The following is a 20246-nucleotide window of genomic DNA, read 5'->3' on the forward strand; positions in this document are numbered from 1 at the left end:
GCTCGCGTGCCCGGGGCCGGCTCGGTGAGCCGACCGTCTGGGTACGCGAGCCGACTCTCTGGGTACGCGAACCGACCGTCGGGGTACGCGAGCCGACCCTGTGGGTAGGCGGACCGACCGTCGGGGTACGCGAGCCGACCGTCGGGGTACGCGAGCCGACTGGCTGGGTGCGCGGGCCGACTCTCTGGGTACGTGGGGCGACCGTCGGGGTACGTGGGGCGGCTGGCTGGGTATGCGGGGCGGCTGGTTGGGGGTGGGAGGCGACGCTCGGGGGCGGGGGTCAGTCGAGGGGGCGGGCGCCGAGGTGCTCGGAGAGGAGTTTGCGGGCCACCTCGTCCGGGTCCTGGTCCGGCGGGGGTGGGGGCGGCGGGGGGGCCGGGCTGGCGTCCTCGTTGTAGAGGTCCTCGTCGTCCTCGTCGGCGGGTTCCGGGGGGAGCGGGATGTCCGGCTCGGTCGTCGTGACCTTGGGCCGCGCCGGGGGTGGCGGGGTCGCCGGGCGGGCCGCCGGGGCCGCGGCGGGGGCCGCGGTCGCCGACTGGCGCGTGAACGACCGCTCCGGCGCTGGGGCCGCCGCCTGCGGGCGGGCGGCCGGTGCCGCCGGGGCGTTGCCGTGGACGCAGCGGACCTGCCAGTCGCCGCCCAGGACGTCGGTCAGGGCGCCGGCGATCTTGCGGGCGTTGTCCTGGTCGGACAGGCGGCGCGCCAGCGGCTCGGACTTGTGGGTCAGGGTCAGGGAGTTGCCGTCGACGCTCGCCACCGTGGCCTGGGTCAGCATCGCCTCCAGGCTGCGGCCGCCGGTGAACTTCCGCAACGCGGTCATCAGCTGCGGCCACACGTTCCGGATCGCGGCGGCGTCCATCCCGCCCGCCGCCGCCCCGACCGGGGCTTCCGGCTCGGCAGCCGCGGCGGCCGGAGCGGGCGTGCCGCCACCGGGCGTGCGGACAGCGCCCCAGCCACCGTCACCGGGCTGAGCCGCGGCCGGGGGCGGAGGAGCGCCGCTGCCCGCACCCGGCGAAGCCGCGGCCGGAGCGGGCACGCCGCCACCCGAGCGGGTCGCGGGGGTGCCACCCGCCGCGCCCGTCGATGCCGCGGCCGGGGCGCCGTCACCCGGGCGAGTGGCGGTGATGTCCGCACCCGGGCGGGCGGCAAGGGTCCCTGGGGCGCCGTCACCCGGGCGAGTGGCGGCGGTGCCACCGTCCGCACCCGGGCGGGCGGTAGGGGTCCCAGGGGCGCCACCCTCGGCACCCGTCGAAGCCGGTACGCCGGGGGTGCGCGGAGTGCCCCAGCCGCCGTCGGCCGGGGCCGGTTCGGCGGCGGCCGGGCGGCCCGGTGGCTTCACCGGCTCGGGCACCGGGGCCGGGCCCGCCGATGCCGGGCGCTGCGACGGCCTCGAAAACTCGCGTTCCGGCGCCGCACGCACCGGCGGCTCGACGCCGCCCTCCGCGGGAGCGCCACCTCCGCCGGCGAGGGTCGCGCGGCGCTCGAGCCGCTCGATCCGCGCCAGCAGCGCCTTTTCCGCCTCGGTGACCGACGGCAGCAGCATCCGCGCGCACAGCAGCTCGAGCACGAGCCGGGGCGATGTCGCGCCCCGCATCTCCAGGAGTCCATTGTGGACGATGTCGGCGTAGCGGGACAGCGTGGCCAGGCCAATCCGCTCGGCCTGCGAGACCATCCGCGACAGCTCCTCCTCCGGCGCGGACACCAGCCCGCCCGCGGACTCCGGCACCGCGCGCAGCAGCACCAGGTCGCGCAGCCGGTCGAGCAGGTCGGTCGCGAAGCGGCGCGGGTCGTGGCCCGCCTCGGTGAGCTTCTCCACCGTGCCGAACACCGTCGCCGCGTCCTCGGTCGAGAGGGCGTCGACCATGTCGTCGATCAGCGCGACGTCGGTGACGCCCAGCAGCGCGACCGCCCGCGAATACGAGACGCCTTCCGGCCCGGCGCCGGCGAGCAGCTGGTCGAGCACCGACTGCGTGTCCCGTGCCGACCCGCCGCCGGCGCGGATGACCAGCGGGTACACCGCCGGCTCGACCTCGACGCCCTCGGCCGCGATGTTGCGCTCCAGCAGGTTGCGCATCGAGCCCGGCGGGATCAGCCGGAACGGGTAGTGGTGCGTGCGCGAGCGGATGGTGGTGAGCACCTTGTCCGGCTCGGTCGTCGCGAAGATGAAGATGACGTGCTCGGGCGGCTCTTCCACGATCTTCAGCAGGGCGTTGAAGCCCTGCGTGGTGACCATGTGCGCCTCGTCGATGATGAACACGCGGTAGCGCGACTCGGCCGGCGCGTAGAACGCCTTGTCCCGCAGCTCGCGGGCGTCGTCGACACCACCGTGGCTCGCCGCGTCGAGCTCCGTGACGTCGACGCTGCCGGGCCCCTCGGGCGCCAGCGCGCGACACGAGTTGCACTCGCCGCACGGGTCCGGCGTCGGGCCCTTGGCGCAGTTCAGCGAGCGCGCCATGATGCGCGCGCTCGAAGTCTTGCCGCAACCGCGCGGGCCCGAGAAGAGGTAGGCGTGGTTGATCCGCCCGGCGGACAGCGCCGTGCGGAGGGGTTCGGTCACATGCTCCTGCCCGACGACCTCGGCGAAGGTTGCCGGACGGTACTTGCGGTACAGCGCGAGAGCCACGCCGCGAGAGTACCGCCAGGGTCCGACAACCTTCGCCGTGCGGTCAGGAGACCAGCGCCGCCGCTTCGGCGACCAGAGCGTTCACCTTGGTGACGTGCTCCGCCGTGAACGCGTCACGCGCCCGCGCCTTGAGCAGCTCGCCGTCCAGGTACGCCTGCAGGCCCGAGTCCGGCCCGTCGAGGACGCCCTGCGCGACCGCGACGACCTCGGGACCCTCGCCCAGCGTCCGGGTGGCGTACACCCGCAGGTCGATCAGGTGCGTGACGTACTGACCGTGGGCCAGGAACTCGCGGATGTCCGCCACGGTCCCGTCGAGCGCCTTCTGCGCCGCCGGCTTCGTCGACGGGCCACCGGCCGCCATGATCTGGTTGACCTCGACGCGGTCGTCGGTGTCGCGGCCCGGGTAGTCCCCGGTGCGCAGCAGCGCGACGACGCCGGCGTACGGGCCGGCGAGCGCGTCACGGGCCGCCTGGCGCAGGCCGGGGCGGGCGTTCGGGTCCGCCGCGATCGCCGAGACGGCGGCGCGGTCGTCGGACTCCTGCGCGACGGCGAGGCCGCTGCGCACGAACGTGACGACGTCGTCGTCCGAACCGCTCAGCGCGGCACGGGCGGCGTTCTTGACCGCGGCACCGCCGTTGCGCAGCAGGTAGACGGACGCCTTGCGGCCGTTCGGCACGGTGAGCGCCGGGTCGGCCGCGTCGGTGAGCAGCTTGTCGTTGTCCGCCTTGGCCTGCGCGGCGCGAGCCGCGGCCTCACGGGCCTGCTGCTGCGCGGCCGCCTCGGCGCCCGCGGCCGCCTGGCCGTCCTGCTGGTTCTTGGCCCGCTGGGCGGCGAGCCGGTCGGTGTTCGCCTGCCGCGCGTCGGCGGCGATCTTCGCGGCCTTCTCCGCGGCGAGCTTCACGACCAGCGGACGGTGGGCGGCCGCGGCCGCCTTCGCCCCGTCGAGCTGCTCCTGGACCGCGGCCGTTTCGGTGTCGTAGTTCGCGGCGACCTGCCGCCACAGCGACAGGAAGTACCGGACGTCCGCCGGGGTGCCGTCGAGCGCGGTCTGCGCGGCGGCCTTGACCTCCGGGCCGCCGGCGGCCATGACCTGGTTGACCGTCAGGCGGTCGTCGACGTCCTTCGCCTGCTGCAGGCCGGTCTCCAGGAAGGCGCGCACGTCGGCGGGGGTGCCGTCGAGCGCCTTCTGGGCCCGGGCCTTGACGGTCGGGCCGCCGGCGCTCATGGCCTGGCCGACGGCGATCCGGTCGTCGGCGATCCGGGCCTGCGGCAGGCCGTGGGCCAGGTACTCGCGGATGTCGTCCTGGGTGCCGCTGAGCGCTTCCTGGGCGGTGCGCTTGGTGACCGGGCCGCCGGTGGACAGGGCCTGGGTGACGAGGACCCGCTCGTCGTCGTTCTGCGCCTGCTGCCGGCCGGTGGAAAGGAAGGCCGCGAGGTCGGCGGGCGAGCCGAGCAACGCCGCTTCGGCGGCCCGGGCCACGCCGGGCCCCCCGGTCTCCAGCAGCGAAACGGCCTGCGCCCGGTCGGGCAGCACGTCGGCGGCCGCCGGGGTCGCGAAGACCCCGGCCGCGAGCGCCGCGGCGATGATTACTGCGTTTGCACGCAAGGTGAAACCCCCTCGATCGATGATCGTTCCGTTCCCTTATCGCCGGGACGGTCGGAATGTTTCCGATAACCTCGGATTTCGTGAGCCGTACGCGGAAGGCCGATCCGCAGCCCGGGCGGTACCCGGTGCGCTTCGGCACGGCGGAACTGATCCGGGACGCGGACCGCGGCAACGCCTGGCTGGTTTCGGTGGACGGCGTCGCGCAGTCGTACGTCGATCTGGACGACCCGGCCCACCTGGAGTTCGACTACGTCCGCCGGTTCGGCGACGTGGTGGACCGCCTGCCGCCGGGCCCGCTGGACGCGCTCCACATCGGCGGCGCGGCGTGCACGCTGCCGCGGTACGTCGCGGCGTCGCGGCCGGGCTCGCGCCAGCTGGTGTTCGACGCCGACGGCGAGCTGGTGGAGCTGGTCCGCGCGCAGCTGGGCCTGCGGATCCCGGGGCTGCGCGTCCGGGTGACGGACGGCCGCGAGGGCCTGGCGACCCGCCGCCCCGCTTCGGCGGACCTGGTGGTGGTCGACGCGTTCGAGCGGGCCACGCTGGCCGGCAGCCTGGCCACGCTGGAGGCGACCCGCGCAATCGCGGAAATCCTCCGCGCCGGCGGCCTCTACCTGGCGAACATCACGGACGGCTCGGGCCTCCCGTTCGCCCGCCGCTTCCTGGCGACGCTGCTGGCGGTGTTCCCGGAGGTCATGCTCCTGGCGGACCCGGGGGTGCTGCGCGGCCGCCGCTTCGGCAACCTGGTCCTGGCGGCATCGGCGACGGAGCTGCCGACCGCGGAGATAGCGCAGCGAACGGCCTCGGCGGCATTCCCGGCGAGGTGCGTGTGGGGCGCGGAGCTGCGGAAACTGGCGGGAAAGGCCGCACCGATCACGGACGAGGACGCACCACGGCCCCCGAGCCCGCCGGACGACGTGCTGGGCCTGTTCTGAGGGCAAAAAGGGGACCCCGCGCACCCGTCAGAGCCTGCTTATCCTTGCTGCCTTCCGGCCCTGGGGAGGTTCACAGGGTGGACGCCGCGCGGGGTCCGTGGATCAGTGTAGCGAAGTCCGTTCAGGCCCCTGCACCAGCCTGGGCCCGCGCCCGCTTGAACGTGTTGTGCAGCACCGCGAGCAGCGCATCCCGCACCGAAAGCTTCTTCCGCGCGTCGAACGTGATCAGTGGGACGTCCTCGCTCACCGCGAGGGCCCACCGGACGTCCTCCAGGTTGTGGCCCAGCGACCCGTCGAACATGTTCACCGCCACCACGAACGGCAACCCGGCGTTCTCGAAGTAATCGACCGCCGGGTAGCAGTCGTCCATGCGGCGGGTGTCCACGATCACCAGCGCACCGAGCGCGCCGTGGACCAGGTCCTGCCACATGAAGCCGAAGCGGTCCTGGCCCGGTGTGCCGAACAGGTACAGCTTGACCTCTTCGTCGATCGTGATGCAGCCGAAGTCCAGGGCCACCGTCGTGGTGGTCTTGGCCGGGACGTGGCCCGTGCTGTCCACCGAGGCCGCGACCGAGGTGATCGCCGCCTCGGTCGTCAGGGGCTTGATCTCGGAAATCGACGACACCGCCGTCGTCTTGCCGACGCCGAAGCCGCCCGCGATGACGATCTTGACCGGGGCCGGCGGGCGGGTACCCGGTTCAGTGAATGGCTTCGAGTCCACGAATGACCCTTTCGATCATGCCGAGGTCGTGCGAGTTGTGGTTGCCCGGGCGGCGGACGACGACGTAGCCGAGTTCGGCGAGGTCGGCCACCAGCACCCGGGCCACGCCGATGTGCAGCCCGAGCATCGCGGCCACCTCGGCGACGGACATCGTGTTCCGGCAGAGGGAAACGATTTCCTGGCGTTCGAACGTGAGCTTCGGGTGCGACGCCGCGCCGAGGCGGGACGTCATGACCTGCGCCTCGATCTCCAGGCTCTGGTCGACCGGCTGTGCCCGTCCCGAGGTCATCAGGTACGGCCGCAGCAGCGAAGGCTCTTCGGTCATCACGACCCCACGGTGTTCTTGAGCTCCTCGATCAGGCCCGGCGTGAGCACTTCGGTGGCGCGGTTGGCGAACATCGCCATTTCGTAGGCGATCGTCCCGAGACTGGCCTGCTTGTTGGCCAGCACGCCCAGCGAGCAGCCGATGCTGATCGTGCACACGAGCAGGTAGCCGTGCTCGAGCTCGATGATCACCTTGTCCGGCGAGCCGAGCGGGTGGCTTTCGGACACGCCGTGGGCGAGGCCGAGCATGGCGGAGGAGATCGCGGCGAGCCGGTCGGCGTTGGAGCGCTCGAGCTCCGTCGACATGGCGATCAGCAGGCCGTCGGCCGAGACCGCGATGGCGGCTATCGCGCCCGCGGTGTGCTGCGCGAAGCGGCTCACCAGCCAGTTGAAGTTCTGGGCTTCGACACTGACACCAGGTGCGGGGATGCTCATTTCCTGCTCTCTTCTCCTCGTTCCATCACACGACCGGCGACCACGCCTTGGGGCGGGCTGTCTGCCGTCACGACGTCCGCCTTGGCCAGGCCGGCGGCGAAACTGTCGAATGCCGCCCGCTCGGCCGCCGGGTCCCGCCGGGTGCGGTTGGCGACGGCTCGGGCGATCGGCCGCCCCGCGGGCTGCTGCCGCAGGCCGGGGGCGAGCTGGGCGCCGGGGACGCGGCGGATCAGGCCGTCCCTCGACTGCGGGGGCGCCGCGGCGATCGGCGCGGTGGCGACCGTGCGGACGGCGGGCATCGCCGACTTCCCCGGGACGCGCACCGGCAGCCCCGAACCGTCGTCCGGCGACGGCACGGGCGCCGGCGGCGGCACGGGCGCGGTGACGAGAGTGGGCGGCGCGGACGGTGGTTCGGCCGCCATCGCGCTGACCTCGGCGGCCTTCGCGAAAGCGCTCTCGAAGCCGTCCATCGCGGCCTTGGTGGCTTCGGGGTCGTGGCGCGGCTTGTCGTCGGCCACCGGGGTCGACGTGCCCGGGCTGGGCAGCTGGGCACCGCGGACCCGGCGGCGCAGGCCGCCGCGGGTTTCGGAGGCCGCCGGTTCCGGTTCTTCGGCCGGCTTGACGTCGGGTTCGGCGTCCGGCCACACCGGTTCCAGCTCGCGGAACCAGCGGAAGCCGTTGCCGGGGCCGAGCAGCGCCGGGATGGCCGGCGCCGGCAGCTCGGCCGGCCGCGCGCGGACCGGTTCGGGCGCGGGCGGCCGGATGGCGTCCAAATCGGACAGACTGGCCGGTGCCGCGTGCCGCGGTGGCGACGAGACCGGTGCCGCGGCCTGGGCCGGGATCACCGGCGCCGGCTCGGCCTTGGGCCGCAACGCGTTGCGGTGGGTGAACAGCGCGGGCGGGATGGTCAGCCGCGCGGTCACGCCGCCGGTGGTCGGCGTCGCGAGCAGCTCGACACCCAGTTCGTGGCGCCGCGCCAGGCGGCCGACCACGAACAGGCCGAGCACGCTGGTCGGCGCGAGCTCCAGGCGTTCGCGTTCGACGAGCCGCTGGTTCTCCTCGGCCAGCTTGTCCGCGGTCATGCCGATGCCGTGGTCGACGATGCTCACCAGGCAGGCGCCGTCGGCGAGCAGCATCGTGTCGACCTCGACCATCGAGCCCGGCGGCGAGAACGACGTCGCGTTCTCCAGCAGCTCGGCGAACACCAGCACCAGGTCGGCACCGAGGGCCGACGACAGCAGGATTTCCGCGACGACGCCGAGCTTGACGCGCTGGTAGTCCTCGATCTCGGCGAGCGCCGAGCGCAGGGCCGTGGACAGCTCGATCGGGCCGGCGATCCGGGTTTCGTCGCGGGTGCCGGACACGACGAGCAGGTTGTCCGCGTTCCGGCGCAGGCGGGTGGAGAGGTGGTCGAGCCGGTAGAGGCTGGCCAGCAGCCGGGTGTCCTGCTCGTTGCGCTCGACCTCGTCGATCAGGGCCAGCTGGCGGCCGACGAGGTTCTGCGTGCGCTTCGCGACGTTCGCGAACATCAGGCTCGTGTTGCGCCGGGTCAGCGCCTGGCGTTCGACCAGCTCGGCCGCGGTGGTCTGGACGCGGTTGAACGCGGCGGCCAGCTTGCCCAGCTCGTCGCCGGAGACGACGTCGATGGTGGCCAGCCGCGGGATCTGCTCCTCGGCTTCCTCGGTGTCGGTCACGCGGACGAGCTCGGTGCCGGCGAGGTCGGCGACCGACGTCGCCGCGGTGGTCAGCTGGCGCAGCGGCCCGGCGATCGAGCGGGACACCGCGACGGCGAGGAAGGCGACCAGCAGGAACAGCCCGCCGGCACCGAGGCCGACGGTCCAGGCCAGCCGGGTCGCGTCCGCGGCGCGGCCGTTCGCCGAGTCGGCGATCTCGCCGATCACCCGCTCCTGCACCAGTTTCCGCTGGCTCGCCTGGCTTTCCGACGCCGCCAGGACGTCGGCGACGTACTGCGTGGTGGCCGCCGCGTTGCGCGGGTTGCCGACCACGCCGGCGAGCTCCTCGATCCGGCGGCCGGCTTCGCTCGCCTCGACGTTGACGACCAGGGCCGCCTGCTCGCTGTCGGTCTCGTCGTCGGCCTGCTGCACGAACCGGTCGGTGAAGATCGGCGCCTGCTGGGTCGCGTCGTCCAGGATCGGCCGGCCCGCTTCCGGCGACACCGCGGTCACGATCAACGCCATGCCGCGCAACGAATTTTCCTCGTTGGCGCGCAGCAGTGCCTCCAGCGCGGACAGCTCCCTGGTGCCCTCCGCGTCGTCGGTCAGCTGCGGGACCAGCCGCAGCGAGTCGATCACCGCGCCGATCACCGCGTGGTAGGTGCGCGCGACGCTGTCGAGCGCGACGCCACGGCGTTCGGCGTTCTGCCGCAGCTCGGCCAGCGAGCCGATCCGGGTGAGCGCCGCGGACAGCTCGTCCGGCGCCTCGGGCCCGAGGGACGACCGCACCTGCTCGACCGCCGCGTCGACCGTCTTCCGCTGCTGGAGCATCTGGTCGGCCGGCATCGACGGCGTGGCGACGAAGGCGCCGGTCTGCAGCCGTTCCCGCTGCAGCTGCCAGACCAGCCCGCCGAGCTGCTGCGTGTACCGCGCCACGGTCGCCGACTGGTCGGCCGCCCCGGCGCTGTTCGCCTGCGTCAGCACGAACGGCACCGACACCAGCACCACCGCGACCAGCGGGGGCAGGAGCAGCAGGTTCAGTTTGCCGCGAATGCCGAGCCGGGCGAGAAAACCCCCACCGCCCGCCGGTTTCGCGGTCGACCTGCCGTGCCTCATCCCGCCACCTTCCCGTCTTGCGTTCTCACTCGACCGCGGCCACCCGGCTGACGTGGCCCCGGTGCTGCTCCCGGACCAAGTCCTCGATCCGGGCGCGCAGCGCGAGGAAATCCGGTTCGCGCTTCACCGCCAGGTCGCGTTCGGCCGGCAGCGCCACCTCGACGTCCGCGGCGATCCGGCCCGGGTCGGAGGCGAGCACCACCACCCGGCCGCCGAGGAAGACCGCTTCCTCGACGTCGTGGGTGACCATCAGCACCGTGGTGCCGGTGTCGGCCCACACCTGGCGGATGAGCACCTGCATGTCCTCTTTGGTCTGGACGTCCAGCGCGCCGAAGGGTTCGTCCAGCAGCAGAACTTCCGGCTCGCACGCCAGGGCCCGGGCGATCGCGACGCGCTGCTTCTGGCCGCCGGAGAGCTGCTTCGGCAGCGACTTGCGCACGCCGTCGAGCCCGGTCTCGGCGAGGTACCAGTTCACCCGCTCGGCGCGCTCGGCCGGGTCGATCGCGAGCAGCTCGAGTCCGAACGCGACGTTCTTCTCGACGCTGCGCCACGGGTAGAGCGCGCCGGCCTGGAAGACCAGCCCGCGGTCCGGGCCGGGCCCGGTCACCGGGACGCCGTCGAGCACGATCTCGCCTTCGGTCGGCCGGCTGAGCCCGGCGACCAGCGACAGCAGCGTCGACTTGCCCGAGCCGCTCGCGCCGACGACGCAGACGAACTCGCCGCGCCGCACCTCGAGGTCGACGCCGTCGAGCGCGCGGGTGACCTTGCCGCGGACGGTGTAGTCCTTCGCGACGTTCCGCAGTTCCAGCGTCATGCCGCCCACTTCCCGACCCGCGTGCGCAGCTTGCTCAGCAGGACGTCGATGACCAGCCCGGCGACCCCGATGACCACGAGCACCGCGAAGATCCTGTCCGTCTGCAGGAACCGCTGCGCCCGGGCGATCCGGTAGCCCAGGCCCGCCGACGCGTTGATCAGCTCGGCGACGACCACGAAGTTCCACGCCGCGGCGGCGTTGACCCGGATCGCGTCGATCATCCCCGGCAGCGAGTGCGGCACGACGATCTTGCGCAGCACCTCGCCTCGGCGCGCGCCGAGGGTGTAGGAGACGTCGATGAGCGAGCTGGGCACGCCGCGGACGACGTCGGCGGTCATCAGCGTGTTGAAGAAGACCGTCCCCATGAAGAGCATGGCGACCTTCGACGGCTCGCCGATGCCGAGCCAGATGATCAGCAGCGGGATGAACGCGCTCGCCGGCAGGTAGCGCAGCAGGCCGATCAGCGGCTCGAAGAACGCCTGCCCGGCGGTGAAGGTGCCCATCAGGATGCCGAGCGGCACGGAGACCAGCACGGCGAGGCCGAACCCTTCGAGCACGCGCTGGGTCGTCGCCCAGAGGTCGTCGAACAGCTCGCCGGTGCCCGCCATGTCCAGCCCGGCCTTGAGCACGGCCGCCGGGGACGGCAGGAAGGTCGAGTCGACTGCGCCGCTGAAGCTCAGCACGACCCACGCGAGGAGCGGGATCGCGAACGACAGCACCGCCAGCGTCCAGCGGGCCGACACGGAAATGGGCGTGCGCAAGGAAAGCAGCGGTGACGCGGCCTTCGGCGCGGACCGCCGCGGCAGCGGTCCCCACGCCGGGCGGCCCCGGCCGGCCTCGTGCTCTTCGGCGAGCCGCTGCTCGGCCTCCAGTGCCTCGGCGGCGCGTTCGTCGGCCGCCGAGGCCGGGGTGGTGCGCTGGGTCGGACCGGTCACTGTGGCGCGGCCTTCACGAACTGGTCGTCGAACAGCCCGTCGAGCGAAGGCCGCTGCTGGGCGAGACCGGTGCCGGTGATGAAGTCGATGATCTTGTTCGCCTGGAAGTCGAGGTGCTGCGCGGTGACGCCCGGGGTGAACGCGTCGATGTTCTGCTGCCGCGTGAAGATCGTGGTGCCGGCGTCGTAGGACTTGTAGTCCGCGTCGGAGACGCCACCGCGCTTGGCCATGATCTTGACGGCCGCGTCCTTGTTGGCCTTGATCCAGGCCAGCGTCTCGAACCAGGTGTTGACGAGCGCCTGCACGTCCTTCGGGTGGTCCTTGACCAGCTTCTGCGACGTGACGAGGTGGTCCGGGATGGCACCGGGGAACTCCGCCGACGACGAGATCGCGCGGCTGCCGGGGCGCTCGAGGGCCTTGGAGGTGAACGGCGCGAACGCGGCGACCGCGTCGACCTGGCCGCCGGCGAAGGCGGCCGCCGCGGCGTCGGTCGGGAGGTTGACGAGCTGGATGTCCTTTTCGGTCAGTTTCGCCGACTGCAGCGCGAGCAGCAGCAGGTAGTGGTCGACCGCGCCCTGCTCGACGGCGACCTTCTTGCCCTTGAGGTCGGCGATGCTGGTGATCCCGTCCCGCGCGATGATCTTGTCGTTGCCGGTGGAGTTGTCGTTCACCAGCACGATCGACAGCTTGGCGCCGCCGGAAACCGACGACAGCGTGTCGTTGAGGGTCTGGCTGTTGGCGTCGATGGCGCCGCTGGAGAGGGCGTTGATGCTGTCGGTGTAGTTGTCGAAGTACTTCAGGTCGACGTTCACGCCGTTCTTCGTGAACAGGCCCTGTTCCTGCGCCACCTGCCAGGGGAACCAGCCCGGCCAGGCGCTGAACCCGAGGGTGATCTTGCTGCCGCTGCCCGAGGCGGAGCTGTCGCTGCAGCCCGAGAGCGCGGTGACCCCGGCGAGGGTCAGCAAGGTCAGGAGCACCGTCAGCAGACGGGGGCGGGAACGGGAAATCACAACGAACTCCAGATGGCGGGGGAAGTGGAGTGGTGCCGTACCAAAAGGGGGAATTGCGGTGCTCAGGGCCACGGGCGGTGACGACGGGAAGGGTCAACGGGTCGAGCTGCGCCACCGCGCACGGTCATCGCTGCTCACTTCCGGCCGCACCTGATCGGGTCATCGCGAGAGAACGCGGACAGGAAGCACCTGACGCCCAGTGAAATCCAGCCCTCAACGCACCGGATCAGCCACCCCTGTCCCTCTCCCGGGCGAGACTCTAGCGAGTGACACAAGATCCCCACAACGTCCGTCCATTGCAGCCGAACGAGTGACCGCCAACCGGCGTAACCTGCATGATCACTGTTGTTCAAGATCAACTTCGATCATGTTTCTGTCGGCCGCCCGGCCAAGATTTCCGTTCCGCCGCAACCGGTTCGCGTGCAGCGCCCTGGAAGATCGCGCCTGGTCGTTACCGAGGCAGCGGGGAGTGCCGAGATCATCACCGACAGCGACCCGGCGAAGCCGAACGGTCGTTCGGAATTCGCCTGCCGCCACGGTCGAATTCGAACACCTGTCCGTATCCGCCGTTACCGCACAGCCCCCTGGTGCGCCGAATGATTCCCGGACTGTTTACACACCCGAAACAATTCGCTCGCCCCGGCCGAATTTCTGTCAATCGATCGAATTTGTCAGATCGTAAACCGTCGTGCCGCCGACGGTCACCGGCGCGAAGTTCTGCTCCACCCACGCCTCGATTTCCCCGGAGGTCCCGCGGCCGCCGCCGAAGCCGCCCCGGCCGCCGGCGACGTAGTAGTGGATGTCGCCGTCGGCGACGTACTGCCGGAACTGCGCGAGCGTCGGCGCCGGGTCGCTGCCGCTGAACCCGCCGATCGCGAGCACCGGGCGGCCGCTCGCCAGCGCCAGGCCGGCCGACTGCATCGCGCCGCTCTGCGCCGCGGCCCACTTCGTCGTGGTCTGCTTCAGCAGGTCGATCACCGCGCTGTCGGCCTGCCCCGCGCCGAAACCGCGCTGGCCCCGTCCACTCGCGACAGCCGGTCCGGACGACGGTGTGCCGCCGGAATGCGCGGCCGCCGCCGTGGCGAGCGTGAAGGACCCCGTCCCGAGCAGGGCACCGCAGAGGCCGAGCACGGCCACGGCCGGGCCGAGCCGCCGGAACCGGTCGGCGCCGAAGAGCAGCCCCGCGACGGCGGCGGCGCCGGCCACCAGGAGCGTGTAGCGCAGCCACGGCTGCCAGTCCGGCGTCCGGGCGAGGAGCACGAACCCCCAGACCGCGGACATCGCGAGCATGACGGCGAGCACCGCGCGCGCCACGAAGTTCGCCCGGCCGCGCCAGAGCTCCCACGCGGAAATCCCGAGCGTGGCCGCGATTCCGGGGGCCAGCGCGACGGTGTAGTACGGGTGGATGATGCCGCTCATGTAGCTGAACACCAGCGCGGTGACGACCAGCCAGCCGCCCCACAGCAGCAGCGCCGCCCGGGTCCGGTCGGTGCGGGGCGCGCGCCGGGTGAACCACAGGCCGGCGGCCAGGCCGAGCACCGCGGCGGGCAGCAGCCACGACGCTTCGCCGCCGAACTCCCCGGAGAACAACCGCGTCAGGCCGGTCTCCCCGCCGAAGCCGCCGCCGAAGCCCCGGCCACCGGCGGGCAGCTCCATCCCGGCGGGCGGCGTGAACGCCCGTCCGCCGCCTCCCCCGCCGCGGCCTTCGCCGAAGATCCGGCCGAGCCCGTTGTAGCCGAAGGCGAGTTCCAGCACGGTGTTGTCGGTCGAACCGCTGATGTAGGGCCGGTCCGCGACGGGCCACAGCGCGACGGCGGCGATCCACCAGCCGGCGGAGACGACCACCGCACCGGCCGCGGCGGCCAGCTGCCCGATCCGCCGGCCGAGCGAGGTCGGCGCCGCGACGCCGTAGACCAAGACGAACGCCGGCAGCACGAGGAAGGCCTGCAGCATCTTGTCGAGGAAGCCGAACCCGATCGCGACCCCGGCGAGCAGCAGCCACTTCGTGCTCGCGTGGTCGAGGGCCCGCACGACGCAGTAGGCGCCGGCGACGAGCAGCAGCACCAGGAAGGCGTCGGGGTTGTCGTAGCGGAACATGAGCGCGGCGACCGGCGTCAGCGCGAGCGCGGCCCCGGCGAGCAGCCCGGCGCCCGGCCCGGACAGCCGCCGCACGGCGAGGTAGAGCAGCCCGACGGAGGCGACGCCGGCGAGCGCGTCCGGCACCAGCAGGCTCCAGCTGGAGAAGCCGAAGAGCCGGCCGGACAACCCCATCACCCACAGCGAGAAGGGCGGTTTGTCGACGGTGACGACGTTGCCCGGATCGAGCGAGCCGAAGAACAGCGCCTTCCAGCTCCACGTGCCGGCCTGCACGGCCATCGCGTAGAAGTCGTTGGCCCAGCCCGTCTTCGCCAGGTCCCACAGGTAGAGCAGGCCGGTGCCGGCCAGCAGCGCGGCGACGGAAGGCTTGACCCATCGCGGTTTCGGCGGCGCGGCGGGCTGGGGCTGGGCGTGTCCGGGCGCCGGCAGCGTGGTCGTCATGGCGTTCACCGTGTCGGCGCGGGATGTGGTGAACTTGTGGCGAAGCTGTGCGTCAGCTGTGCATCGGGGCGTTAGGGAGCCGGGGCCGCCGGGAAGCCGATTTCGAACTCGGTCCGGCCCGGCCGGCTCTGCACCCCGACCCGGCCGCCGTGCGCGCTCACCACCGCCGCCACGATGGCCAGCCCCAGCCCGGTGCTGCCCGCCGCCCGTGACCGCGAATTGTCTCCGCGGGCGAAGCGCTCGAAGATGTCCGGGAGGATTTCCGGCGGGATGCCGGGGCCGTCGTCGGCCACCCGGAGCCGGACGATTCCGTCCGAAGTGGACAGTGTGGTCGTCACCGTGGTGCCCGGCGGGGTGTGCGTGCGCGCGTTGGCCAGCACGTTGATCACCACCTGGTGCAGCTGGCCCGCGTCGCCGAGGACGCCGATCGGCTCGCCGGGGACGTCCATCAGCCACTTGTGGTCCGGGCCCGCCACGTGCGCGTCCGCGACCGCGTCGGCCACCAGGCGACACAGGTCCACCCACTCGTGCACCACCGGCCGGCCGGAGTCGAGCCGCGCCAGCAGCAGGAGGTCCTCCACCAGCGTCGTCATCCGGCGGGACTCGGACTCGACGCGGCTCATCGCGAAGGCGACGTCCGGGGGCACCTGCTCGCCGCCGCGGCGGGTCAGCTCCGCGTACCCGCGGATCGCCGCCAGCGGCGTGCGGAGTTCGTGGCTGGCGTCCGCGACGAACTGGCGGACCCGGTTTTCGCTCGCGTGCCGCGCGGACAGCGCGTTCGCGACGTGCTGCAGCATCCGGTTCAGCGCCGAGCCGACCTTGCCGACCTCGGTGTTCGGGTCGGTGTCGGCCTCCGGGACGCGTTCGGACAGCGCGACTTCGCCGCGGTCCAGCGGCAGCTCCGAGACGCGGGTCGCGGTCGCCGCCAGCCGGTCGAGGGGCCGCATGGTGCGGCGGATCGTCGCCGCGCCGACCGCGCCCGCCACCAGGATCCCGGCGAGCGCGACCCCGCCGAGGATGAACCCGAGCTGCCACAGCGTCTCGTTGACGTCCTTCAGCGGCAGCCCGATGACCGTCTTGTCCCCGTTCGGGGCCTTCGTCGAAACGACGCGGTACTCGCCGAGGCTGCCGCCGAGGTCGATGCTGTGCTGCTTCCCGTCGGACGGCAGTGCGATCAGCGCCAGCACCTGGTCCGGCGAGATGTTGCGGAACCCCGTCTTGCGCTTCGACGGCGCGGCGGCGGTGGAGTCGAGCACGCTGCCCTGGGCGACCACGCCGCGCTGGACGACGGCGAGGGTGCCCTCGCCCTGGCCGAGCACGCGCAGCGGATCCGGCGGCGGCGCTTCGCCGTAGGTCCACGGCGGCGGCCGTTCCCCGGCGTGCGCGGCGCGGTCGCTGGCCGCGGCCAGCCGCTTGTCCTGCTGGCCGACGAGGAACTCGCTCAGCGCGAACTCGGTGACCACGCCGACGACCAGGCACACGAGGGCGAGCAGCGCGGCGAGCTGGACGATCAGCCGTCGCCGCAGCGACCACGGACGGCGAACGCGCTTCGGTTCAGCCTGCGGGTTTGAGGACATACCCGGCGCCCCGCATGGTGTGGATCATCGGCTCGCGGTCGGCGTCGATCTTCTTGCGCAGGTAGGAGATGTAGAGCTCGACGATGTTGGCCTGGCCGCCGAAGTCGTAGCTCCACACGCGGTCCAGGATCTGGGCCTTCGACAGCACCCGCTTCGGGTTGCGCATGAGGTAGCGCAGCAGCTCGAACTCGGTCGCGGTGAGCGGCACCAAGTCCCCGCCGCGGTGCACCTCGCGGCTGTCCTCGTCCAGGGTGAGGTCGCCGACGACGAGCGTCGACCCGCTCGCGCCGGTGACCCCGCCCGCCCGGCGCAGCAGCGCGCGCAGGCGCAGCGCGACCTCTTCGAGGCTGAACGGCTTGGTGACGTAGTCGTCGCCGCCGGCGGTGAGCCCGGCGATGCGGTCCTCGACCGCGTCCTTCGCCGTCAGGAACAGGACGGGCAGGTTCGGCGCCTCGGACCGCATCCGGCGCAGCACTTCGAGACCGCTGAAGTCGGGGAGCATGACGTCGAGGACGACGGCGTCGGGGCGGAAGTCGCGCGCGATCCGGACGGCCTCGGTGCCGTCGCCCGCGCTGCGCACCTCCCAGCCCTCCATCCGCAGGGCCATCGACACGAGCTCGGCCAGCGTCGCCTCGTCGTCGACGACGAGGACCCGGACCGGGCTCCCGTCGGCGCGGCGCAGGTCGGCCTTGCCGGGGCCGGGTGACGTGGCGTTCATAGCGGTCATGGTGCCACCTTCCCGGCTCCGCGTCGGTGTTCGCTGTGTGGTCGCTGTGCGTTCGCTGTGAAGGTTCGCACGATCGAGGCACAGCACCCGCTGACGCCCCGCACAGCTCAATCACAGCCACGGCGGCGAGCCTGGTCGGGACCAGTGTGGGTACGACCGGAGGACACGATGACGACCGAGCCGACGCCGACCACCCCGCCGCAGGGCGCCAACTGGGGCGACCCGGCCCCGGCCGCCCCGAAGAAGGGCTGGTCCGGCAAGAAGACGGCGATCGCGGCGGGTATCGCGGTGGTGATCGCGGCGGGCGGCGGAGCGGCGATCTGGGCGGGCACCAGCAGCGCCGACAACACGGCCCAGGGCCCCGGCGGCTTCGGCGGCCCCGGTGGCGGCCCGGGCGGCGGCCAGTTCCGCGGCCAGGGAATGCCGGGAGGCGGCTTCGGCGGCGGAATGGCGGCGTTGCGCGAAGCCCTGCACGGCGATTTCGTGGTGTCGAACGGCAACGGCGGCTACACGACCGAGCGCCTCCAGACAGGCGACGTGACGGAGCTGAGTGCGACTTCGGTGACGCTGACCAGCAAGGACGGCTACAAGCAGACGTACACGCTGGACGCATCGACCCAGAAGTCGGGCGACGTGAAGCAGGGCGACACGAACGTGACGGTGGTGGCGAAGGTCGAGGGCCAGACGGCGACGGCAACCTCGCTCGGCCAGGGCTTCGAGCCGGGCCAGCGCCAGCCGGGCCAGCGCCGGGGCGGCTATTCGGCCCGCCCGACGAGCTGAGCCCCGCCCAACCGGGGCCGGGCCGGCGCCGCGGCGGGCACCCAGCCCGCCCAAGCAAGGCCCCGGTCAGCGCCGGGCCGGATGCCCGACCGCCCTACGAGCTGATACCCCGCCCAACCGGGACCGGGCCGGCGCCGCGGCGGCTACCGGCCCGTCCGAAGCGCTGAACCCGCCCCAACCGAGGCCAAGCCGGCGTCAGCCGGGCCGGCGCCGCGGCGGGCACCCAGCCCGCCCGACGTGCCGTCCCCAGACGGGAATGTCCCGGTGCCGCGTCCCCCTCCCGCCGCACCGGGGCGTTCCTCTCGGCCGGTGTCAGCCGTCCGGCACCAGTTTGTGGCGGTACGCGTAGACCACCGCGTGCACCCTGTCGGGCAGGCCGAGCTTGCTCAGCACCCGGGACACGTGCGTCTTCACCGTCTCCTCGCCGACGTGCAGCTTCCGCGCGATCTCCGCGTTGCTGCACGCGCCGGCGAGCAGCAGCAGGACCTCGCGCTCGCGGGAGGTCAACCTGGCCAGCTCGGGTGGCTCGGCCGCCGGTTCGAGGACCGCCGCGAACTTCGCCACCAGGCGCCGCGTCACCGAGGGGTCGATCAAGGCGTCGCCGCGGGCCGCCACGCGCATGGCCGCCACCAGCTCCTCCGGGGCCAGGCTCTTCAGCAGGAAGCCGCTCGCGCCCGCCCGCAGCGCGCGGTAGACGTACTCGTCGGCGTCGTACGTCGTCAGCACCAGCACGCGGGTGTCGTTGCCCGGCGCGGAGAGGATCGCCTCGGTCGCGGCGAGGCCGTCGAGGCGGGGCATCCGGACGTCGAGGACCGCGACGTCCGGGCGCAGGCGCGCGGTTTCGGCGACGGCTTCGCGGCCATCGGACGCCTCGCCGACGCAGGTGAAGTCGGGCTGGGTGTCGAGCAGCGCGCGCATCCCGGAGCGGAACATCGCGTGGTCGTCGGCCAGCAGGACGCGGATCATGTGCTCTCCACCGGGAAGGTCGTGCGCAGCTGCCAGTGGCCGCCGGTCTCGCCGTAGGACACCTGGCCGCCGAACAGGGTGACGCGCCGCCGGATGCCGGCCAGCCCGCGGTGCGGGTGCTCGCCGCCGGCCGGGCGGTTCGCGCGCAGGCCGTTGGTCACCGTCAGCACGACCTCGGTGCGCCCGTGGTTCAGCTCCACCTCGACCGGGCCCTGGCCGTGGCGCAGGGCGTTGGTCAGGGCTTCCTGCGCGATCCGGTAGAGGGCGACGTTCAGGGACCCCGGCAGCTCGCGGGACTCGCCGAGCAGCGTCAGCCGCGTGGGCAGGCCGGCCGCGCGGACCGTCTCGGCGAGCTCGTCGAGGTTGTCGAGCCCGGGCTGTTCGGCGTCGGGTTCGGCGTGCAGCAGGTCGAGCAGCCGGCGCAGGTCGGCCATCGCCGAGCGGCTCGCGGACTCGACCGCGCCGAGCGACTTCCGCGCCGGCCCGGCACCGTCGGGCAGACCGAGCCGGGCGGCACCGGCGTGCACACCGATGGCGCTGACGTGGTGGGAGATGACGTCGTGCAGGTCGCGCGCGATCGTCGTCCGCTCTTCGAGGACGGCCCGGCGCACGGCCTCCTCTTCGTGCTGACGGCGTTCGTCGGCTTCGCGTTCGAGGTCGGCGATGTAGGCGCGCCGGGCCGTGGTGTACCGGCCGACCAGCCACGGCAGGAGCGCGGAGACGCCGACGTTGATGCCGATCAGCCGCCAGTCGCCCGCGACGCGCCCGCCGCCTTCGAGGCAACCGGCGGTGACGCCGGCGAGCAGGGCACCGAGCGCGAGCACCGCGGGCCGCGGCCGCAGCCAGGCACCGGCACGGTAACCGGCGATGAGGATCCCGGCATTGTTGCCGACGACGTACCACTGGCAGGTGCACAGCAGCACCGGCGACGCGGCGTAGAGCACGGCGTGCGCGAGCGCGACCCACCCGGAGTAGCGCGCGGCCCCGGCGAGCGCGGCGTTGGCGGCCACCCCGCCGAGCAGCACCACCCAGGCCGCCCACCCGCCGTCGGGGAGGGGACCGCGGAGGAGGAAGAGGGCGGCGTCGCAGACCACGCAGACGAGGGCGACCAGCAAGGACTGCCGCCGCAGCGACCCTCTGATGTCCGGCACACCGCAACTGTGCCCTAAGCAGCGGGGCGAAGGCGACATGCCGGCTGAGCCGCCCGCCTGGCTGGGCCGATGCCGCAGGACTCACCCCTGTGCCTCGACCAGCGGCGCGAAGGCAACGTGCCGGCCGAGCCGCGCGCCTGACTGGGCCGATGCCGCAGGACTCACCCCTGTGCCCCAACCCGCGGGCGCGAAGGCAACGTGCCGGCCGGACCGCCCTAGCTGGGCCGATGAGGAAGGGGCACCCCTTGCGCCCTAACCGGCGGGCGCGAAGGCAACGTGCCAGCCGGGCCGCCCGCCTGACTGGGCCGGTGAGGAGGA

17 protein-coding genes and 1 other RNA gene are annotated in these 20246 nt (G+C 73.0%); 3 read left to right on the forward strand and 15 right to left on the reverse strand.

All coding sequences use genetic code 11. The features are described from left to right. Positions 1 to 280: 280 nt before the first annotated feature. A complete protein-coding gene (locus AB0J55_RS05855; RefSeq protein ID WP_364243453.1) occupies positions 281 to 2623 on the reverse strand; it encodes a DNA polymerase III subunit gamma and tau in 2343 nt (780 codons plus the stop codon). Positions 2624 to 2666: 43 nt separating this feature from the next. Next, entirely contained in the window at positions 2667 to 4229 is a 1563-nt protein-coding gene (locus AB0J55_RS05860) for an ALF repeat-containing protein (protein WP_364243456.1), read from the reverse strand. 56 nt (positions 4230 to 4285) lie between these two features. On the opposite strand from AB0J55_RS05860, the gene AB0J55_RS05865 reads away from it, so the two are divergent. Beyond that, entirely contained in the window at positions 4286 to 5161 is an 876-nt protein-coding gene (locus AB0J55_RS05865) for a fused MFS/spermidine synthase (RefSeq protein ID WP_364243459.1), read from the forward strand. Between the two features lie 5 nt (positions 5162 to 5166). Here AB0J55_RS05865 and ffs read toward each other — a convergent pair. From ffs to AB0J55_RS05905, 8 genes are all read right to left on the reverse strand, one after another. Continuing rightward, an RNA gene (gene ffs, locus AB0J55_RS05870) (signal recognition particle sRNA small type) lies at positions 5167 to 5261 on the reverse strand. Between the two features lie 21 nt (positions 5262 to 5282). Next, positions 5283 to 5882: an ATP/GTP-binding protein gene (locus AB0J55_RS05875; RefSeq protein WP_364243462.1), complete on the reverse strand. Its 600-nt coding sequence runs from the start codon at positions 5880 to 5882 to the stop codon at positions 5283 to 5285. Next, positions 5860 to 6207 (reverse strand): DUF742 domain-containing protein, encoded by a 348-nt coding sequence (locus tag AB0J55_RS05880; protein ID WP_091319104.1) that lies wholly within the window; start codon positions 6205 to 6207, stop codon positions 5860 to 5862. Before AB0J55_RS05880 ends, AB0J55_RS05875 begins: the two co-directional genes overlap by 23 nt. After that, positions 6207 to 6641: a roadblock/LC7 domain-containing protein gene (locus tag AB0J55_RS05885; RefSeq protein ID WP_003061341.1), complete on the reverse strand. Its 435-nt coding sequence runs from the start codon at positions 6639 to 6641 to the stop codon at positions 6207 to 6209. The genes AB0J55_RS05880 and AB0J55_RS05885 overlap by 1 nt, the downstream gene beginning before the upstream one ends. Next, the gene (locus tag AB0J55_RS05890) at positions 6638 to 9430 is read right to left on the reverse strand and encodes a nitrate- and nitrite sensing domain-containing protein (RefSeq protein ID WP_364243465.1); all 2793 of its coding nucleotides are present in this window, start codon (positions 9428 to 9430) and stop codon (positions 6638 to 6640) included. The genes AB0J55_RS05885 and AB0J55_RS05890 overlap by 4 nt, the downstream gene beginning before the upstream one ends. Before the next feature lie 25 nt (positions 9431 to 9455). Beyond that, on the reverse strand, positions 9456 to 10244 hold the full coding sequence (locus tag AB0J55_RS05895) for an ABC transporter ATP-binding protein (protein WP_364243468.1): 789 nt from the start codon (positions 10242 to 10244) through the stop codon (positions 9456 to 9458). Continuing rightward, positions 10241 to 11179, reverse strand: coding sequence for an ABC transporter permease (locus AB0J55_RS05900; protein ID WP_364243471.1), 939 nt, complete (start codon positions 11177 to 11179; stop codon positions 10241 to 10243). Before AB0J55_RS05900 ends, AB0J55_RS05895 begins: the two co-directional genes overlap by 4 nt. Next, entirely contained in the window at positions 11176 to 12189 is a 1014-nt protein-coding gene (locus tag AB0J55_RS05905) for an ABC transporter substrate-binding protein (RefSeq protein ID WP_364243474.1), read from the reverse strand. The genes AB0J55_RS05900 and AB0J55_RS05905 overlap by 4 nt, the downstream gene beginning before the upstream one ends. A 345-nt stretch (positions 12190 to 12534) precedes the next feature. Between AB0J55_RS05905 and AB0J55_RS05910 the strand changes: the two genes are divergently transcribed. After that, on the forward strand, positions 12535 to 12789 hold the full coding sequence (locus AB0J55_RS05910; RefSeq protein WP_364243476.1) for a hypothetical protein: 255 nt from the start codon (positions 12535 to 12537) through the stop codon (positions 12787 to 12789). Between the two features lie 54 nt (positions 12790 to 12843). Here AB0J55_RS05910 and AB0J55_RS05915 read toward each other — a convergent pair whose 3' ends face one another. From AB0J55_RS05915 to AB0J55_RS05925, 3 genes are all read right to left on the reverse strand, one after another. Next, complete coding sequence (locus tag AB0J55_RS05915; protein WP_364243479.1) at positions 12844 to 14727, reverse strand: glycosyltransferase family 39 protein; 1884 nt, start codon at positions 14725 to 14727, stop codon at positions 12844 to 12846. A gap of 71 nt (positions 14728 to 14798) precedes the next feature. Beyond that, positions 14799 to 16304, reverse strand: a complete 1506-nt coding sequence (locus AB0J55_RS05920) for a HAMP domain-containing sensor histidine kinase (RefSeq protein ID WP_364243482.1) — start codon at positions 16302 to 16304, stop codon at positions 14799 to 14801. Then, complete coding sequence (locus AB0J55_RS05925; protein ID WP_033261680.1) at positions 16282 to 17031, reverse strand: response regulator transcription factor; 750 nt, start codon at positions 17029 to 17031, stop codon at positions 16282 to 16284. Before AB0J55_RS05925 ends, AB0J55_RS05920 begins: the two co-directional genes overlap by 23 nt. A gap of 168 nt (positions 17032 to 17199) precedes the next feature. Here AB0J55_RS05925 and AB0J55_RS05930 point away from each other — a divergent pair, with 168 nt between their 5' ends. Next, entirely contained in the window at positions 17200 to 17811 is a 612-nt protein-coding gene (locus AB0J55_RS05930; RefSeq protein WP_364243486.1) for a hypothetical protein, read from the forward strand. 312 nt (positions 17812 to 18123) lie between these two features. On the opposite strand, the gene AB0J55_RS05935 is transcribed toward AB0J55_RS05930, so the two are convergent. Together AB0J55_RS05935 and AB0J55_RS05940 are read right to left on the reverse strand one after the other, a co-directional pair. After that, positions 18124 to 18777 (reverse strand): response regulator transcription factor, encoded by a 654-nt coding sequence (locus AB0J55_RS05935; protein ID WP_364243489.1) that lies wholly within the window; start codon positions 18775 to 18777, stop codon positions 18124 to 18126. Beyond that, positions 18774 to 19928 (reverse strand): histidine kinase, encoded by a 1155-nt coding sequence (locus tag AB0J55_RS05940; protein WP_364243492.1) that lies wholly within the window; start codon positions 19926 to 19928, stop codon positions 18774 to 18776. Before AB0J55_RS05940 ends, AB0J55_RS05935 begins: the two co-directional genes overlap by 4 nt. Positions 19929 to 20246: the final 318 nt, after the last annotated feature.

Origin of the sequence: Amycolatopsis sp. NPDC049688 (genome assembly GCF_040674975.1) — a bacterium.
Classification (GTDB): domain Bacteria; phylum Actinomycetota; class Actinomycetes; order Mycobacteriales; family Pseudonocardiaceae; genus Amycolatopsis.

Coding starts and splice junctions, on each gene's coding strand:
- AB0J55_RS05895 (WP_364243468.1), bottom strand. CDS start 10,244: ATGACGCTGGAACTGCGGAACGTCGCGAAGGACTACACCGTCCGCGGC.
- AB0J55_RS05930 (WP_364243486.1), top strand. CDS start 17,200: ATGACGACCGAGCCGACGCCGACCACCCCGCCGCAGGGCGCCAACTGG.
- AB0J55_RS05890 (WP_364243465.1), bottom strand. CDS start 9,430: ATGAGGCACGGCAGGTCGACCGCGAAACCGGCGGGCGGTGGGGGTTTT.
- AB0J55_RS05880 (WP_091319104.1), bottom strand. CDS start 6,207: ATGACCGAAGAGCCTTCGCTGCTGCGGCCGTACCTGATGACCTCGGGA.
- AB0J55_RS05865 (WP_364243459.1), top strand. CDS start 4,286: ATGTTTCCGATAACCTCGGATTTCGTGAGCCGTACGCGGAAGGCCGAT.
- AB0J55_RS05920 (WP_364243482.1), bottom strand. CDS start 16,304: ATGTCCTCAAACCCGCAGGCTGAACCGAAGCGCGTTCGCCGTCCGTGG.
- AB0J55_RS05885 (WP_003061341.1), bottom strand. CDS start 6,641: ATGAGCATCCCCGCACCTGGTGTCAGTGTCGAAGCCCAGAACTTCAAC.
- AB0J55_RS05925 (WP_033261680.1), bottom strand. CDS start 17,031: ATGACCGCTATGAACGCCACGTCACCCGGCCCCGGCAAGGCCGACCTG.
- AB0J55_RS05915 (WP_364243479.1), bottom strand. CDS start 14,727: ATGACGACCACGCTGCCGGCGCCCGGACACGCCCAGCCCCAGCCCGCC.
- AB0J55_RS05935 (WP_364243489.1), bottom strand. CDS start 18,777: ATGATCCGCGTCCTGCTGGCCGACGACCACGCGATGTTCCGCTCCGGG.